General features: G+C 57.9%; 13 protein-coding genes. 5 read left to right on the forward strand and 8 right to left on the reverse strand.

Annotated features, from left to right (window positions below; all coding sequences use genetic code 11):
- Positions 1 to 13: 13 nt before the first annotated feature.
- Together B347_RS0117055 and B347_RS0117060 are read right to left on the reverse strand one after the other, a co-directional pair.
- The gene (locus tag B347_RS0117055; protein ID WP_019410905.1) at positions 14 to 1,177 is read right to left on the reverse strand and encodes a type III PLP-dependent enzyme; all 1,164 of its coding nucleotides are present in this window, start codon (positions 1,175 to 1,177) and stop codon (positions 14 to 16) included.
- A gap of 414 nt (positions 1,178 to 1,591) precedes the next feature.
- Positions 1,592 to 3,877 (reverse strand): TonB-dependent siderophore receptor, encoded by a 2,286-nt coding sequence (locus B347_RS0117060; RefSeq protein WP_026014252.1) that lies wholly within the window; start codon positions 3,875 to 3,877, stop codon positions 1,592 to 1,594.
- Positions 3,878 to 4,010: 133 nt separating this feature from the next.
- Here B347_RS0117060 and B347_RS0117065 point away from each other — a divergent pair, with 133 nt between their 5' ends.
- The 4 genes from B347_RS0117065 to B347_RS0117080 all read left to right on the forward strand — a co-directional run bounded on the left by B347_RS0117065 (position 4,011) and on the right by B347_RS0117080 (position 8,094).
- A complete protein-coding gene (locus tag B347_RS0117065) occupies positions 4,011 to 4,769 on the forward strand; it encodes a response regulator (RefSeq protein ID WP_019410907.1) in 759 nt (252 codons plus the stop codon).
- A 31-nt stretch (positions 4,770 to 4,800) separates the two neighbouring features.
- Complete coding sequence (locus B347_RS25135) at positions 4,801 to 6,192, forward strand: HAMP domain-containing histidine kinase (RefSeq protein ID WP_019410908.1); 1,392 nt, start codon at positions 4,801 to 4,803, stop codon at positions 6,190 to 6,192.
- Positions 6,193 to 6,270: 78 nt separating this feature from the next.
- Positions 6,271 to 7,146, forward strand: a complete 876-nt coding sequence (locus B347_RS0117075; protein ID WP_019410909.1) for an alpha/beta fold hydrolase — start codon at positions 6,271 to 6,273, stop codon at positions 7,144 to 7,146.
- Positions 7,147 to 7,185: 39 nt separating this feature from the next.
- Positions 7,186 to 8,094, forward strand: a complete 909-nt coding sequence (locus tag B347_RS0117080; RefSeq protein ID WP_026014254.1) for a LysR substrate-binding domain-containing protein — start codon at positions 7,186 to 7,188, stop codon at positions 8,092 to 8,094.
- Positions 8,095 to 8,115: 21 nt separating this feature from the next.
- On the opposite strand, the gene leuD is transcribed toward B347_RS0117080, so the two are convergent.
- From leuD to B347_RS0117110, 6 genes are all read right to left on the reverse strand, one after another.
- Complete coding sequence (leuD, locus tag B347_RS0117085; RefSeq protein WP_026014255.1) at positions 8,116 to 8,730, reverse strand: 3-isopropylmalate dehydratase small subunit; 615 nt, start codon at positions 8,728 to 8,730, stop codon at positions 8,116 to 8,118.
- A complete protein-coding gene (gene leuC / locus B347_RS0117090; protein ID WP_026014256.1) occupies positions 8,727 to 10,148 on the reverse strand; it encodes a 3-isopropylmalate dehydratase large subunit in 1,422 nt (473 codons plus the stop codon). The genes leuD and leuC overlap by 4 nt, the downstream gene beginning before the upstream one ends.
- A gap of 181 nt (positions 10,149 to 10,329) precedes the next feature.
- A complete protein-coding gene (locus B347_RS0117095; RefSeq protein WP_019410913.1) occupies positions 10,330 to 11,487 on the reverse strand; it encodes a betaine/proline/choline family ABC transporter ATP-binding protein in 1,158 nt (385 codons plus the stop codon).
- Positions 11,488 to 11,708: 221 nt separating this feature from the next.
- Positions 11,709 to 12,401 carry an ABC transporter permease gene (locus B347_RS0117100; RefSeq protein WP_019410914.1) on the reverse strand — a complete coding sequence of 231 codons (693 nt, stop codon included), beginning with the start codon at positions 12,399 to 12,401 and terminating at the stop codon, positions 11,709 to 11,711.
- A gap of 9 nt (positions 12,402 to 12,410) precedes the next feature.
- Positions 12,411 to 13,304: a glycine betaine ABC transporter substrate-binding protein gene (locus B347_RS0117105; RefSeq protein WP_019410915.1), complete on the reverse strand. Its 894-nt coding sequence runs from the start codon at positions 13,302 to 13,304 to the stop codon at positions 12,411 to 12,413.
- 24 nt (positions 13,305 to 13,328) lie between these two features.
- A complete protein-coding gene (locus tag B347_RS0117110; RefSeq protein WP_026014257.1) occupies positions 13,329 to 14,045 on the reverse strand; it encodes an ABC transporter permease in 717 nt (238 codons plus the stop codon).
- Positions 14,046 to 14,383: 338 nt separating this feature from the next.
- Here B347_RS0117110 and B347_RS0117115 point away from each other — a divergent pair, with 338 nt between their 5' ends.
- On the forward strand, positions 14,384 to 15,967 hold the full coding sequence (locus B347_RS0117115) for a peptide chain release factor 3 (protein ID WP_019410917.1): 1,584 nt from the start codon (positions 14,384 to 14,386) through the stop codon (positions 15,965 to 15,967).
- Positions 15,968 to 16,024: the final 57 nt, after the last annotated feature.

A 16,024-nucleotide genomic window follows, 5' to 3' on the forward strand; every position in this document is an offset into this window, starting at 1 on the left:
TAACCGCTTTGGGTTACAGGTAGAACGCTTTCAACGGCGGGAAGCCATTGAATTCAACAGCGCTGTAGCTGGTGGTATAGGCACCGGTCGACAACCAGTACAAACGGTCACCGATGGCCAGGTTCAGTGGTAGGCCGTACTTGTAGTTTTCATACATGATGTCGGCGCTGTCACAGGTTGGGCCGGCGATGACCACCTCTTCCATCTCGCCTTTCTTTTCAGTCCAGATCGGGAACTTGATGGCTTCGTCCATGGTTTCGATCAGGCCAGAGAATTTGCCCACATCGGTATACACCCAACGCTCGACGGCGGTTCGCGATTTACGTGCGACCAGCACCACTTCGCTAACCAGAATCCCGGCGTTGGCGATCAATGAACGGCCCGGTTCCAGAATGATTTCTGGCAGATCGTCACCGAAGTCTTCTTTCAGGAAGCGAATGATTTCTTCTGCGTAGGTTTCCAGGCTGTTGGTGCGGGTGATGTAGTTGGCCGGGAAGCCGCCGCCCATGTTGATCAGCTTGAGAACGATGCCGTCTTCTTCTTTCAGGCGCTCGAAAATCACTTTGACCTTGGCGATGGCTGCGTCCCACACGCTGATGTCACGTTGCTGCGAACCCACGTGGAACGAAATGCCGTAAGGCACCAAGCCCAAGTCTCGGGCCAAAATCAGCAAGTCCATGGCCATGTCGGTCTGGCAGCCGAATTTACGCGACAGAGGCCAGTCAGCCGTGGTCGAGCCTTCGGTCAGAATACGCACGTAGATTTTCGAGCCCGGTGCAGCCTTGGCGATGTTGCGCAAGTCGGCTTCGGAGTCGGTGGAGAACAGGCGCACGCCTTTCTCGTAGAAGTAACGAATGTCTTTGGATTTTTTGATCGTGTTGCCGTAGCTGATGCGATCCGGGCTAACGCCTTGGGCCATCACTTTGTCCAGCTCGTAGATCGAGGCGATGTCGAAGCTTGAGCCTTTGTCGCGTAGCAGGTTGATGATTTCGACGGCCGGGTTGGCCTTGACCGCGTAATACACCTTGGCGAATTCGAAGCCTGCACGCAGGTCGTCGTATGCCTTGCTGATCATGGCGGTGTCGATCACCACGAACGGGGTTTCTTGGGTGTCAGCGAAAGCCTTCATTTTTTGAAAGGTTTCGCGCGCGTAATAGTCTTCGACCTGAATCGACATGCGTAGGGACTCCTAGTGGCAAACGTCATAAATAAATGGGCGCAACTAAACATCCTCCGTATCCCCACTTTGGTTCGCCTACTTCCCAAGGCATGTCCGCCGAAAGCAAATAAGGTAAATGGACCTTGCTGTCTCGTCGTCAGTACTTGAGCCGGATGGATCGTTTCCAGCATGGATGTTCGGCGCGAACTTTAGGGCGTGACTGCGCTGAGATCAACTAAAAATGTCGCGTTTTTGCACGAGTTCGTCGTGCGTCCTAGACACGCTATTTAAGTAACCGACCTTCATGACGGTGTGATGTTCGCGCGTTGGCTTTTTTGGACGTTGCCAAATAGGCGAAGCCCGCCATTAGGCGGGCTTCGGTAGTTGCACGTTGACGCTCGGCTTACCTTGGGGGAAGGATCAGGCCGGGCCTCAAAATGCAGTACTCAGGGTCAACGACAGGCTGCGCGGATCACCATAGATGGCGCCTGCATAGAAGCCGTAGCGGGTGTAGTAGGTTTTGTCGAAGAGGTTGTTGGCATTCAGGGTAACGGCCGTGTCCTCTGTGAGGTCGTACTTGGCCATTGCGTTCCAGATGGCATAACCCGCCCAGTTCACGTCGGTGGGGCCGCGGCTCACACCGTTGGTGGGAATGCCTGCCGGGGTGGAGGTGGCTCGAATGTTGGTTTGCGCGGTGACGCCGGTGCCTACAGTCAGGCGATCAAGAGCCCCCGACAGGCGATAGGTGGTCGACGCCTTGAACAGGTGCGACGGGTCACTTTGGCCATCGGCGTTGAGGCGGCGGAAGTGCAGGTAGGTGTAGCCACCGTAAACATTCCAGTTGCGCGTTAACGCGCCGGAGACTTCGAGGTCAATACCTTCTGTCTCTACGCCGGTGCCTGCTTTATAGGCCTGGTCTTTGGTGGGTGTCGGTAATGCGCCATCAAGGACTGCTTTGTTTTCCTGGCGGGTCAGGAAATAGGCGGCTTGCGCATTGACCTGGCCGTCGAACCATTCACCTTTAATACCGGTTTCATAGCTCTGACCGCGAATCGGCTCAATTTTGTTGCCGCGAGTGTCTTCTTGGCTTTGCGGGGTAAAGATGTCGGTGTAGCTGGCGTACAGCGAGTAGGTGTCGTTGAGGTCATACACCGCGCCCAGGTAAGGCGTGACGATGCCGTTTTGTTGTTGGTTGCTGCGGGCGCCGCTAGTCGACAACGTAGTGCTGCTGTAATCGCTGATACGCGCGCCGAGGATCACCGACAACGGGTCGGTAATGCTCAGGCGAGTGGCTGCATACATGCCTTGCAGGCGGGTGGTGGTTTTGGTGTGCAGGCCGGTTTTGTAGGCATTGATCCGGTAATCGCTATCAACCCCGTTGTGCCAGTCAGTAATCGGGAGGCCGTTATTGGCGCGGAACTGGCATCCGATCACCTCATCGCTAAAGCGGTCATTTCCTACCATAGTGCAGCGGTATTGAGGCGACCAGGCGACGGTGCGGCTGTCGTTGTAGCCGAACATGACCTGATGGGTACGTCCGAACAGGCTAAAAGGGCCGGTTACGTCGACTTGTGCCGATTGCTGGGTGGTGTCGGTGGAGCTGTGCAGACCGTTGAGCACGGCGCCAGTGCCATCCTGGTTCCAGTAACCGCCGAATGTTCGTCTATCTAAAGAGTTGACCTTGGCCAGCCCGCGGTGATTCAACGCGTCGGTGGTGCTTTGCGAGGCTTTGACGTTGAGCGTCCAGTCATTGTCAAAACGATGCTCCAGCGAGCCGAACGCTGTGCGCGTGGTGTATTCGCCAAAACTCCAGCTCGGCACCACGTTGGTGCTGCGCGACAGGCTGGTTTTACTGCCATCGCCGTACCAGATCGGGATGTTCGCCCCCCAACCGCCGCCTACGTTTTTGTAGTACTCATATTGATAACCGGCGCCCAAGGTGGTGGCGTCCGTCAGATCAAACTCAAAATTGGCCAGCGCGGCCCGCGAACGGTCGGATTGATGATCGCGGAAGGAGTTGGCATCTTCTTGCGTCATGACCAGGCGCGAGCGCAAGCGGCCATCTTCAGACAACGGCACGTTGAGGTCAGCGCCTAGGCGCCGTTTGTCCCAGCTGCCATAGGTGGTGTAGGCACGGCCGCCGAATTCGAAGCCCGGGCGTTTGCGGATCAGGTTGACGGTGGCCGACGGGTCGCCCATGCCGCCCAGCAAGCCATTGGCGCCGCGAACGATGTCGATACGTTCGTACATGTCCATGTTCAGCGAGTTGCCAGCGCCACTGAAGTCCGAGCCACCCGGGAACTGCAGGCCGTCGGTTTTCCAGTTGGTAATCGGATAGCCGCGAGCCCGGTACTCGGTGCGTCCGCCCACTTCTGACTTACTCGTGGTGACGCCGGGGGTGCTGTTTAGCGCTTGCTCGATATTGGTGATCTGGCGGTCTGCCATTTGTTCTTGGGTGATGGTGGTGACCGACTGTGGCGTCTGGCGCGGGGTGAGTTTCATACCCGTGGAACTGGTGGTGCTCTTGACGGTGTAACCCAGTTGGCCGGTGCTTTCATCGGCAGAGGGCTGGGTGCCTTCGACATTCAGGGTGTCGAGTTCAAGCGGTCCGGCCGCAGCCTGTTGGCTGGCCATGCCGAACATCGCACTGAGGCCCATGGCTACCATGATTGCGACAGGGCTGCGGGGCGCCAGATGGCGAGAAGGGGTGCTTAACATCAAAGGTCGTGCTGCTAGATCCGTCATCATGCCCTGCGTTGTCATTGGTAATACTTCGTATTTGCAGATAATGTTTGGTAGCATTTTAGGTATCGGGCCGTCAGGCACTATTACGGATATGTCTGGGTGTGTAATGGAATGTAATCAACGGTACGTTTTGCCCGCCTCAAAGCCTCTCCCAGAGACCAAAACGTTGCTGGTGGTGGACGACGATGATGAAATTCGCGAGTTGCTATGCGAGTACCTGAGTGAGAATGGCGACCACGTGCTGGCTGCCTCCGATGGCCTGGAGATGTGGGCACAGTTGGAGCGCCAGGCTGTCGATCTGGTGGTGCTGGACGTCATGCTGCCGGGAGAAGACGGCTTGAGCTTGTGTCGACAGCTTCAGTCGCGCCCAGGCCTGAGCGTTATCATGTTGTCCGCAAAGGGCTCCGCGTTGGATCGCATCATTGGCTTGGAGGTGGGTGCCGATGATTATCTGACCAAGCCTTTCGAACCTCGTGAGCTGGTGGCCAGAATCAAGGCGGTCATGCGTCGGCAAACACGCACCGAGCCCATTGCGGTTCGTCCGGCCACGACCCAGCGCGAGTTTGTCGGCTATCGCCTCGATTATGTAAAGCGCCTGCTGCACACCCCGGTTGGCCAGACCCTGACCTTGCCGCGTTCCGATTTCCGGGTGTTGCGTGATTTGCTCCAGGCCCGTGACCAAGTGCTGTCGCGTGATCAATTGACCCTCAGTGCGATGGGCCGTGAATACTCGCCCGACGACCGTTCGATCGACATGTGCATCAGCCGTTTGCGCCAGCATTTCAAGGACGGGCACGTCCACATAGTGACCGTACGTAATGAAGGCTACCTGTTGAGTGTTTCCAACCCTGAAGCGGCGGTGTAAACACGTGCGCGACGCGTTGGTGAGGGGGCTGATGCGTCTGTGGCCCAAAACCCTCTTCGGCCAACTGACGCTGATTCTGGTCAGCGGTACGCTGGCTATTCAACTGTTGTCGAGCAGCATCTGGTTCGACGTGCGCTACGCGCAGGTTCTCGAAGCCCCTGTTCGATTGATGGCTAGCCGAACAGCCCAACTGATTGACCCAAGCCGTTGTAAACCGGATCAACCCCAAGCGGCACCGGCCAATTACACGGTCCGGTGCCTGGACTCGAAACCCGATACTCAACCCGGTAATGACCGTGCAGCCCGACGCACGGCTTTGCTGTTGAAGCAGGCGCTGGCGTATGAATTGGGCTATGAGCCAGTGGTGGAGATGATCAATGTCGACCTGACCGATGCCTCAGGCCAGCCGCTGGTCTGGCGCAGCCTTTTTGGTCTGCAAACGGCCACCGCCCATGTGGACTTCGTGGTGCCCCTGGCTGATGGTCATTGGTTGAGCATTGAGGCGCACGAGTTACAGGGTTGGAGCGGCGAGTCCGCGTGGGCATTGATTGCTGACTACATTCTGCGGGTCTATGTAGTTCGCATTATCGGCGTGATCGGGATGTGCTGGCTGGCTGTGCGACTGTGCCTGCGCCCTTTAAAACGGCTAAGTGACGCCGCGAATGCGTTGGGCGATAACTTGGACCAGGCGCCGCTGGCGATTGAAGGGCCTCTTGAGGTTCGGCAGGCCGCCCAGACGTTTAATGCCATGCAGAAACAGATTGTGGCGATGGTCAATGACCAGAGTTTTTTTCTGGCGGCCGTGTCTCACGATCTGCGAACGCCGTTGACCCGTATGCGCTTGCGCATTGAGCGGTTGAGCGATCTTGATCAGCGTGAGCGCTTGAAACAGAACATCTACCAAATGGACAAGATGATTACTCAGGTACTCGTCTATCTGCAGAGCGCCAACCAACACACATGCCAATTTATTGATGTCGATAGCGTGCTGCGCAACCTGTGTACAGAGTTGTCGACGCCCACTGAGCCGTTACCTGTCAGCGGCCGGGGCGGGATGATCTACGCAAACGGCGTGTTGGTGCACCGTTGTTTGCAGAACTTGCTGGTGAACGCGCAAGCCTATGCCCGCAACATAACGATTGAGGTCGAGCGCTCATCAAGCGGCGTAACGTTGCGCATCAATGATCGTGGGCCAGGCATCGCGCAACCGATTCTTGAGTCGGTCACCGATCCGTTCGTACGTGCGGATACTTCGCGCAACGATCATTCAGGCAGTTATGGCCTTGGGCTGAGTATTGCCCAGCGCATTGCCGTCAGCCATAAGGGCAGCCTCACGCTTAGCAACCGTGAACGGGGAGGTTTGACCGCCTGTGTGTTTTTTCCGCTCAGTGAGGGTGACGACCAGATGTTCCACACTTCATGAATCGAGCCGCCACGGTTTGGCCCTTGCAGCAGAATCTGAGCGCTCTAGCATGGGCTGACTATTAGAAGGGGCTGCCTCATGTTCGCGGGATTTCACTCAGCACAACGCCAGGTCAATGGCGTTCACATTGCCTACCGTGTCGGCGGCAGCGGGCCGGGTTTATTGTTGATTCATGGCCATCCGCAAACGCACGTCATCTGGCACAAAGTCGCCGAGCAATTGGCCGAGCATTTCACCGTAGTGGCCGCTGACTTGCGGGGCTACGGCGACAGCGAAAAGCCCGAAGCGGTGGCGGATCACAGCAACTACAGCAAGCGTGAAATGGCCCGCGACTCGCTGGCGTTGATGCGCAGCCTAGGGTTTGAGCAGTTTTCGGTGCTGGCCCATGATCGCGGTGCGCGTGTCGCTCATCGTCTGGCGCTGGACCATCCGCAGGCCGTTACCCGCTTAGTTATGCTCGATATTGCGCCGACGCTGGCCATGTACGCGCAAACCAATGAGGCCTTTGCCCGTGCTTACTGGCACTGGTTCTTCTTGATTCGTCCGGCGCCGTTGCCTGAACGCCTGATCGAGGCCGACCCTGAGCAGTACGTACTCAGCGTAATGGGCAGCCGCAGTGCAGGCCTGCAACCGTTTTCGCCACAAGCGCTGGCCGAATACGTGCGCTGCATTCAATTGCCGGGTGCGGCGCGTGGCATCTGCGAAGACTATCGGGCCAGCGCCGGGATTGACCTTGACCATGACCGCGAAGACAGTGCAGCAGGTCGGCATTTGAACATGCCAGTGCTGGTGTTGTGGGGCGCGGAAGGCACGGTGGGGCGCTGTTTCGATCCGCTTGCCGAATGGCAGAAAGTCGCGACCGATGTGCGTGGCCACGCGTTGCCGTCCGGGCACTACATTGGCGAAGAAGTCCCTGAGTTGTTGCTTGAGCGCGTGCTGCCTTTTTTACGCTGAGCTATTCTGTGCCCTCTTGCCGCCAAGCCGTTTATGACCATGCCGCCAAAAAAAGACAGTGCGCCGTTGCCTGAAGACCTGCGGGTCTTCCTCACGGTTGTGCGCAAGGGCGGCTTTGCCGCAGCGGCAGAAGAGCTGGGTTTGTCTCCCGCCTATGTCAGTAAACGCATTCAAATTCTTGAAACCACCTTGGGTAGCCGCTTACTGCATCGCACCAGCCGCCGCGTCGCGCTGACCGATGACGGCGAGCGTGTGCAGCGCTGGGCGGTACGCATTCTCGATGATGTTCAGCAGCTTCAGGATGAACTGTCCGAAGCACATACCGCGCCCCGTGGCCGCTTGCACATATGCAGCAGTTTTGGTTTTGGCCGCAACCATGTCGCGCCGGCCATTTCTTTGCTGGCCGAGCAGTACCCCGAACTGGAGATTCGCCTCGACGTATTTGATCGTGTGGTGAACATCGTCCATGAAGGCTTTGACTTGGAAATTCATGTAGGCGATGACATTCCGGGCCAGCATATCGGCCGCCGACTGGTAACCAACAGCCGCGTGCTGTGCGCCTCTCCTGACTACCTCAAACGCCGTGGTGTGCCCCACCATCTGGACGACTTGGTACAGCACGATTGCCTAGTGCTCAAAGAGCGCGACAACGCGTTTGGTATCTGGCAATTGCAAGGCCCGGAAGGCGAAGCCAGCGTGCGCGTCAGCGGACCGTTGTCGTCCAACAGTGGCGAGATAGTATTGCAGTGGGCGCTGGACGGGCGCGGCGTGTTGCTGCGCTCGATGTGGGACGTCAGGCCGCTGCTCGAACAGGGGCGTTTGGTGCAAGTGCTGGCGGACTACCAGCAAAGCGCCGACGTGTGGGCGGTGTACCCGACGCGGCTGGCCAACTCAGGCAAGTTGCGGGTGTGTGTGGAGTTATTGGAGGCGCATTTGGGACGGTTATGACCTCAGCCCTGAGGGCGCTTTTCAGCGCAACCAGGGGTTGGCCTGCAAATGCCGCTGCTCAAATTCGCGAATCTGCGCACTGCGCTGCAAGGTGCTGCCAATCGCATCCAACCCCTGCAAAAGCGCCGTTTTACGCAGACCGTCGATCTTGAAATCAATCACTGAACCCTCCGCCAGGCGGATGCTTTGCGTGACTAGGTCAACCGTAATGTCGGCCGTCTCGGGCTGGCTGATGAGCCGGCCCAGCGCCTGCACCAGTACGTCTTCTAGGGTGATCACCAGCACTCCGTTACGCTGGCAGTTGTCATAGAAAATCCCGGCAAAACTGCTGCCTATCAAGGCGCGTATACCGAGTTGTTTCAATCCCCAGACCGCATGTTCACGGCTTGAGCCACAGCCAAAATTTGGCCCAGTGACCAGAAAACGTGCAGCTAGCCAGCCCGGTTGATTAAGGATGAACTCAGGGTTAGGCGCGCCCGACGGCAGAAAACGCAGGTCAAAAAACACGCCGCGATCCAGCCCGTTGCGGTCGATACCCTTTAGAAACTGCTTGGGCATGATCACATCGGTGTCGATATTGGCCGCAAGCATCGGTGCCGCCTTGCCGCTGACGGTGGTAAAAGGTTGCATGCTCAGATTCTCCCTGACAGTTGGCGAACGTCGATCAGGTGGCCAGTAATGGCGGCGGCCGCGACCATCGCTGGGCTCATCAAGTGGGTGCGAGCCCCAGTACCCTGGCGGCCTTCGAAATTGCGATTGGTACTGGAGGCGCAGCGGTCGCCGGGGGCGAGCACGTCATCATTCATGGCAAGGCACATGGAACAACCCGATTGACGCCACTCAAACCCGGCGTCGGTAAAGATCGCGGCCAACCCTTCGGCCTCGGCCTGATCACGCACCTGAGTCGACCCTGGCACAATCATCGCCCGCACATGCGAGGCCACTTTCTGGCCGCGTACCACGTGGGCTGCGTCGCGTAAATCTTCAATGCGGGCGTTGGTGCACGAACCGATAAAGGCATGGCTGATCACCACTTCATTGAGCGGCGTACCCGCTTGCAGGCCCATGTAGTTCAAGGCGCGGCGCATGTCCTGACGCACGATCAAATCACTGACCGCTTGCGGGTCCGGCACGCGGCTGCCAATGGCCGCGGCCTGGTCGGGGCTGGTGCCCCACGTGACCATCGGTTCCAGCTCTGAGGCGTCCAGTTGCACCTCTTGATCGAACTGCGCGTCGGGGTCGCTGTACAGCAGGCGCCAGCGGGTCATGGCACGCACCCATTGTTCGCCTTGCGGGGCGCGAGGCTTGAGTTGCAGGTAGGCGAACACTTTGTCATCGGGGGCCATAAAGGCGCCGCGAGCACCGGCTTCGACGGCCATGTTGCAGATGGTCATGCGCGCTTCGACGCTCAATGTATCGATAGTCGAGCCGGTAAATTCAATGGCATAACCGGTGGCACCAGAAGCGCCGATCTTGGCGATCAGGGCCATGATCAGGTCTTTGGACGTCAGCCCCAGGCCCAGCGTGCCTTCGACGTTTACACGCATACTTTTCAGGCGTTTGTAGACCAGCGTCTGAGTGGCCAGCAGGTGCTCGATTTCGGAGGTGCCAATGCCAAAACCGAAAGCCCCCAACGCGCCATAAGTCGTGGTGTGACTGTCGCCTGCCGCGATCACCATGCCGGGCAAAATGAACCCTTGCTCGGGAGCGATAACGTGTTCGATACCTTGGCGCTGGTCGAGCACATCTAACAACTCGATGCCAAATTTTTCGCAGTTTTGTTGCAGATACGAGACCTGCAACGCGCCGCCCGCATCGGCCATTGCGGCCACACGCATGGGCGCGGTCGGGTTCACATGATCAACCACTGCCAAGGCAGTTTGGGGGCGCCACACGTCGCGCCCAGCGTCACGCAAACCACTGAAGGCTTGCGGGCTGGTGTATTCGTTAATGACCTGACGGTCTATATAAAGCAAGACATGGCCTTGATCATCGAGCGCGCACACGGTGTGCGAATCAATGTGCTTGTCATAGAGAGTTTTGGCGTGGGTCATGGGTTGGCTCGCAGCGAAAGGCGTGCGAACCATCATAAAGACGGGCGGGGCTCCATCAATGGCGGTGCAGTGATGGCTCAGAACATGATTCGTGTTGGATACGCCCTGTAAGAGCGTGCTTGTCTCGCGATCTTTTAAAGGTCAAAAGATCGCGAGACTAGCTCGCTTGTAAAGGGGAGGGTTAAGCCAAGGCGGTTTCAGCGGGCGAAACAATGCTGGTTTTGGCCCCGCGTGAGCGACCCGAGCTCAGGTACGCGGCAATCGATTCTTGTGTCACCTCGCCTTGGAACACATGCTCGGTATCCATGACCGGCAACCACGAGCGATTGAACTCGTACATGCGCGACAGCAGGATGCGCAAGTGCTCTTCGGAGGCCGCCGTGGCGGTGAACTCGCGCAGGTATTGGCCGCAGGTGCCGGTCTGGCGATGTAGGTCGCGACGACGTACGTAACCTAGCGCCTTGTTGTCTGCGCAGGTCACTACGACATAGCGGCGGTCGAGTTCGTCCATCAGTTCCAGGGCGTCGCCTACCGGCGTTTCAGGGCTGACCGATGGCGCATTGTCGGCCGCGTCTTCGGCTTTAACCAACAGCAGGCGTTTTAGCGTGCTGTCTTGGCCCACAAAGTTACTGACAAAGTCATCAGCCGGGTGCGCCAGCAAGGTGTCCGGGTGGTCCATTTGCAGCAACTTGCCGCCCCGGAAGATGGCGATCTTGTCGCCCAGCTTGATCGCTTCGTCAATGTCGTGGCTGACCATGATCACGGTCTTGTTCAGCGCGCGCTGCATTTCGAAGAATTCGTTCTGGATCATCTCGCGGTTGATTGGGTCGACCGCACCAAATGGCTCATCCATCAACAGCAGCGGTGCGTCGGCCGCCAAGGCGCGGATCACGCCGATACGCTGTTGCTGGCCGCCCGACAGTTCACGCGGGTAGCGATGCAGGTACTGCTTGGGCTCCAGCTTGATCATGCTCATCAGTTCGCGGGCACGGTCATGGCATTTTTGCTTGTCCCAACCCAGCAGGCGCGGAACCACGGTGATGTTCTCTTCGATGGTCATGTTCGGGAACAGACCGATTTGTTGAATCACATAACCGATATTGCGGCGCAGCGTGACCGCATCGAGGTCAGTGGTGTCTTCGCCGTTGATCAAAATCTTGCCGGAGGTCGGCTTGATCAGGCGGTTGATCATTTTCAGCGTGGTGCTTTTGCCGCAACCCGATGGCCCGAGGAATACGCAGATTTCGCCTTCGTTGACGGTCAGGCTTACCGAGTCCACGGCCTTTACATCTTTGCCGTTGCTTTGGAAGGTCTTGCTGAGGTTTTGAAGTTCGATCATTTCAGTAATCCAGGTAGGGGGTGTTCGCCGCAAATGGCGGAGCGCGTTGGTGTTGTGATCGCCCCGGGCAAGGCGTGGGGCGCAGGGAATGTAATTCCCTTGCCAAGCCCCATAACGCGGCCCGTGGCGATCACAACGCCAACCCGTAGGGCCGTGCCCCACAAAGCGCAATACGTCGTTGCTCGTCGTTCATTTGAAAATCCAAACATCTCTCCTCGCGCCTAGTCTTGCGCTTTGTGGGGCGACGGCGCGCCCGTCATTTGCGGCGAACACCCCCTACTCGTCAGCGAGCGTTGCAACCATTGCAGAAACAGGTCAGCGACGATGGCCAGAAGGCTGACCAATACCGCGCCGACGATCAGCATCGACATGTCGCTACGGCTGATTGCAGCCAGAATAAGTACACCCAGACCACCCGCGCCGATGGTGGCAGCGATGGTCATGACGCCAATGTTCATGACCACGGCGGTGCGTACACCGGCCAGGATCACCGGCACGGCGATGGGCAGTTCAACCATGCGCAAGCGCTGGCCGAAGGTCATGCCGATGCCGCGGGCGGCTTCGCGAATACCGGCTTCCACACCTGTGAGGGCGAGGTAGGTGTTACGCATGATCGGCAGCAGTGAATACAAAAACACGGCCGTGATGGCTGGCATTGGGCCTAAGCCCTGACCGAATTTGGAGTAAAACGGCAGCAGCAGGCCGAACAGCGCAATCGAAGGGATGGTCAGCAGCACCGTGGCGCTGGCTTGCATCGGGCCAGCCAGCGATGGAAAGCGGGTCATCAGCACGCCGAGCGGTACGCCGACCACGATGGCCAGGGTGACGGCAATGCCGACCAAGGTGATGTGCTGCAACGTCAGGTGTGCGACCAGCGTCCAGTCCATGTGGGAAAAGGCGTTTAGAAATTCCATGTCTTCTCCTCAGTTGAGTGGGTGTTGGCGCAGAAAGTCTGCGGCGACTTTGGACGGGCTTTCGTGATCGACGTCGACCCGTGCGTTGAGTTGGCGCATGGTTTCGTCGTCAAACAGATCGGCCAGCGGCTTGAGCAGACCTTCGAGGTCCGGGTGCTGATCCAGATAGGCTTTGCGTACCACTGGCGCTGCGGTGTAGTCCGGGAAGTAATGTTTGTCGTCGTCCAGCAGCTTGAGGTTGAAAGCGCTCAAGCGCCCGTCGGTGGTGTAAACCAGCCCGGCAAACACCTGACCATTTTTCAGCGCGGTATAGACCAACCCGGCGTCCATCTGGCGAATGGTTTTGCGGGTCAGGTCCATGTCGTACAGCTTGACCATCCCCTGTAAGCCGTCGGAGCGATTGGCGAATTCGGTATCCAGTGCCACCAGCGCCCCTTTGTTTTGCGGATCACGCAGTGCCTTGTCCAAGTCGCTGATGCTGTTGATGTCCGGGTACGCCTGCGCCACGTTTTGCGGCAGTGCCAGCGCATACGTGTTGCTGAACTTGGACGGGTGCAGCCAGATCAGTCCTTGTTTCGCGTCGACTTCCTTGACCCGCTCGTAGGCGTGTTCTTTGTCGAGCTTCTCAGTGATGTGGTTGTAGGCCACTAGCGACACACCGGTGTACTCCCACACCATGTCCAATTGCCCGGATTCTTGGGCGGAGCGTGCCAGGCTGCTGCCCAGCCCGCCGGTGACCTGAGCCTTGTAGCCCTTGCTATTGAGGTATTGCGAAGTGATTTCCGCGAGCAGGGTTTGCTCGGTAAACACGCGCGCTCCGATGCGGATCACGGGTTTTTCGGCCGCTTGGGCAATTCCTGCGCACAGCAGGACGCAGCCTAATAAAAAGCTAATCTTTTTCATGGTTATTCCTTTGCTCAGCTGGACCTATGCAGGTCGCAGACCGCGTTCCAGCCAGCGGCGGCTGATGAGTATCACCAGGCCGTCGAGCAGCAATGCCAATAGCGCGGTGCACGCAGCGCCAAGGATCAGTTGCGGCTGATTGTTGAGGGCGATGCCAGGGAAAATCAGGCTGCCCAGGCTGTTGGCGCCGATCAGAAACGCCAGCGGTGCAGTACCGACGTTGATCGCCAAAGCGACGCGCACACCGCCCATGATGATGGGGACGGCATTGGGTAGTTCAACTCGCCAAAGTACTTGGCGCGGGGTCATGCCGATGCCGACGGCGGCTTCCTTGAGCGAACCCTGAACGTTTTTCAGGCCTTCGTAGGTGTTGCGCACAATGGGCAGCAACGAGGCGAGGAACAGGGCGAAGATGGCAGGCCCGCTGCCGATGCCTAGAAAGCCCAGGGCAATGGCCAGTACCGCCAGAGGAGGCACGGTGTTGCCGATGTTGAAGACCTGCATGAAGCGTTCCGCACGTCCGGCCATATTCGGTCGGCTGAGGAAAATGCCAGCGGGTATCCCTACAAGGAGGGCGGCAAGCATTGAAGCGAGTACGAGGTACAGGTGGGCTTGCAGGTAGAACAACAAATCATCGTGATAGTGTTCGATTGTGCTGATGCCGATCCAGTGGACCAACAGGGCCAGGAGGGCGGCAACAACCACGCATCCTATAAGCCCTTTTCCATAGCGATTAGCCACAGACGGACTCCTTTTTTTCAGTCGGCGGACACATTCTCGTGTGGCAAGGCCATTTCTGGCTGCCGACAATGTGTTCGCGAAGAGCAACAAGTGGGTGCGAAAAACTCCGCTATACACCTGTCATTAGCGCAGCCTCGTCAGGCTAACTTGCTGATATTTCAGCCCCTGACGGTTTGTCGTATCAGGAGAGTGGACGCCTCCACTGCGCAAAAGGTTCACATGTTTTACAGGATATTGCCACCTTTGGCCGATGAGCAAGGGTACCAACGGTGGCTGTTCAGCCCTGATTTGGGCTATAATCCGCGCCCTTTTTTGAATCAATCGTCAGGCGATTTCCCATGACCCAACAGGCCGCCGAAGTCGCGAAACGCCGCACTTTCGCCATTATTTCCCACCCCGATGCGGGTAAGACCACCATCACCGAGAAGCTCTTGCTGATGGGTAAGGCGATTGCTGTCGCCGGTACGGTGAAATCGCGAAAGTCCGACCGCCATGCCACCTCCGACTGGATGGAAATGGAGAAACAACGGGGTATTTCGATTACCACGTCGGTCATGCAGTTCCCGTATCGCGACCACATGATCAACCTGCTCGACACCCCTGGCCACGAAGACTTCTCGGAAGATACCTACCGCACATTGACTGCGGTCGACTCGGCCCTGATGGTGCTCGATGGCGGTAAAGGGGTTGAGCCACGCACCATCGCCCTGATGGACGTGTGCCGTCTGCGGGACACGCCTATCGTCAGCTTCATCAACAAACTCGACCGCGATATTCGCGACCCGATCGAGTTGCTGGACGAAATCGAAGCGGTCCTCAAGATCAAGGCGGCGCCGATCACCTGGCCGATTGGCTGCTACCGCGACTTCAAGGGTGTTTATCACCTGGCTGACGACTACATCATCGTCTACACCGCCGGTCACGGTCATGAACGCACTGACGTCAAAATCATCGAGAAACTCGACTCCGACGAAGCCCGCGCCCACTTGGGTGACGAGTACGACCGCTTCGTCGATCAGTTGGAGCTGGTTCAAGGTGCCTGCCATGAATTCAACCAGCAGGAATTCCTTGATGGCCAACTGACCCCGGTGTTCTTCGGTACGGCGTTGGGCAACTTTGGTGTCGATCATGTGCTTGATGCCGTGGTCAATTGGGCGCCGGAGCCATTGGCCCGTGTGGCCAATGAGCGCACCGTTGAGCCGGTTGAAGAGAAGTTCAGCGGCTTCGTGTTCAAGATTCAGGCGAACATGGACCCCAAACACCGCGACCGTATTGCCTTTATGCGTATCTGCTCAGGCAAGTACGAAAAAGGCATGAAAATGCGCCACGTGCGTACTGGCAAAGACGTGCGTATTGGCGACGCGTTGACGTTCTTCTCCTCTGAACGTGAGCAGCTTGAAGAAGCCTTTGCGGGCGACATTATCGGGTTGCACAACCACGGCACCATCCAGATCGGTGACACGTTCACCGAAGGTGAGAGCCTGAGCTTCACCGGTATCCCGCACTTCGCCCCGGAACTGTTCCGCCGCGTGCGCCTGCGCGATCCGCTCAAGTCCAAGCAACTGCGTCAGGGCTTGCAGCAACTGGCCGAAGAAGGCGCCACACAGGTGTTCTTCCCAGAGCGCAGCAACGACATCATCTTGGGCGCCGTGGGTGTGCTGCAATTTGATGTGGTCGCGAGCCGCCTGAAAGAAGAATACAAAGTGGAATGCTCCTACGAGCCAATCACCGTGTACTCGGCGCGTTGGATTGATTGCGACGATAAAAAGAAAATGGAAGATTTCCGCGTCAAAGCCGTGGAAAACCTGGCGGTGGACGGTGGCGGTCACCTGACCTACCTTGCTCCGACCCGCGTCAACTTGGCGCTGATGGAAGAGCGCTGGCCAGACGTGAGCTTCCGCGCTACGCGTGAGCACCACTAAGGGTTCAGGCCTGATGTCTAGTCCTGAAATAGGTTTACACCTGTTTCAGTCTAAAAA

It is taken from the genome of Pseudomonas psychrophila HA-4, assembly GCF_000282975.1.
GTDB lineage: Bacteria > Pseudomonadota > Gammaproteobacteria > Pseudomonadales > Pseudomonadaceae > Aquipseudomonas > Aquipseudomonas psychrophila_A.

What these genes read in the sequence shown, in the direction of transcription:
- B347_RS0117055 (WP_019410905.1), bottom strand. Translation starts at nt 1,177, where the DNA reads ATGTCGATTCAGGTCGAAGACTATTACGCGCGCGAAACCTTTCAAAAA.
- B347_RS0117060 (WP_026014252.1), bottom strand. Translation starts at nt 3,877, where the DNA reads ATGTTAAGCACCCCTTCTCGCCATCTGGCGCCCCGCAGCCCTGTCGCA.
- B347_RS0117065 (WP_019410907.1), top strand. Translation starts at nt 4,011, where the DNA reads ATGGAATGTAATCAACGGTACGTTTTGCCCGCCTCAAAGCCTCTCCCA.
- B347_RS25135 (WP_019410908.1), top strand. Translation starts at nt 4,801, where the DNA reads ATGCGTCTGTGGCCCAAAACCCTCTTCGGCCAACTGACGCTGATTCTG.
- B347_RS0117075 (WP_019410909.1), top strand. Translation starts at nt 6,271, where the DNA reads ATGTTCGCGGGATTTCACTCAGCACAACGCCAGGTCAATGGCGTTCAC.
- B347_RS0117080 (WP_026014254.1), top strand. Translation starts at nt 7,186, where the DNA reads ATGCCGCCAAAAAAAGACAGTGCGCCGTTGCCTGAAGACCTGCGGGTC.
- leuC (WP_026014256.1), bottom strand. Translation starts at nt 10,148, where the DNA reads ATGACCCACGCCAAAACTCTCTATGACAAGCACATTGATTCGCACACC.
- B347_RS0117095 (WP_019410913.1), bottom strand. Translation starts at nt 11,487, where the DNA reads ATGATCGAACTTCAAAACCTCAGCAAGACCTTCCAAAGCAACGGCAAA.
- B347_RS0117100 (WP_019410914.1), bottom strand. Translation starts at nt 12,401, where the DNA reads ATGGAATTTCTAAACGCCTTTTCCCACATGGACTGGACGCTGGTCGCA.
- B347_RS0117105 (WP_019410915.1), bottom strand. Translation starts at nt 13,304, where the DNA reads ATGAAAAAGATTAGCTTTTTATTAGGCTGCGTCCTGCTGTGCGCAGGA.
- B347_RS0117115 (WP_019410917.1), top strand. Translation starts at nt 14,384, where the DNA reads ATGACCCAACAGGCCGCCGAAGTCGCGAAACGCCGCACTTTCGCCATT.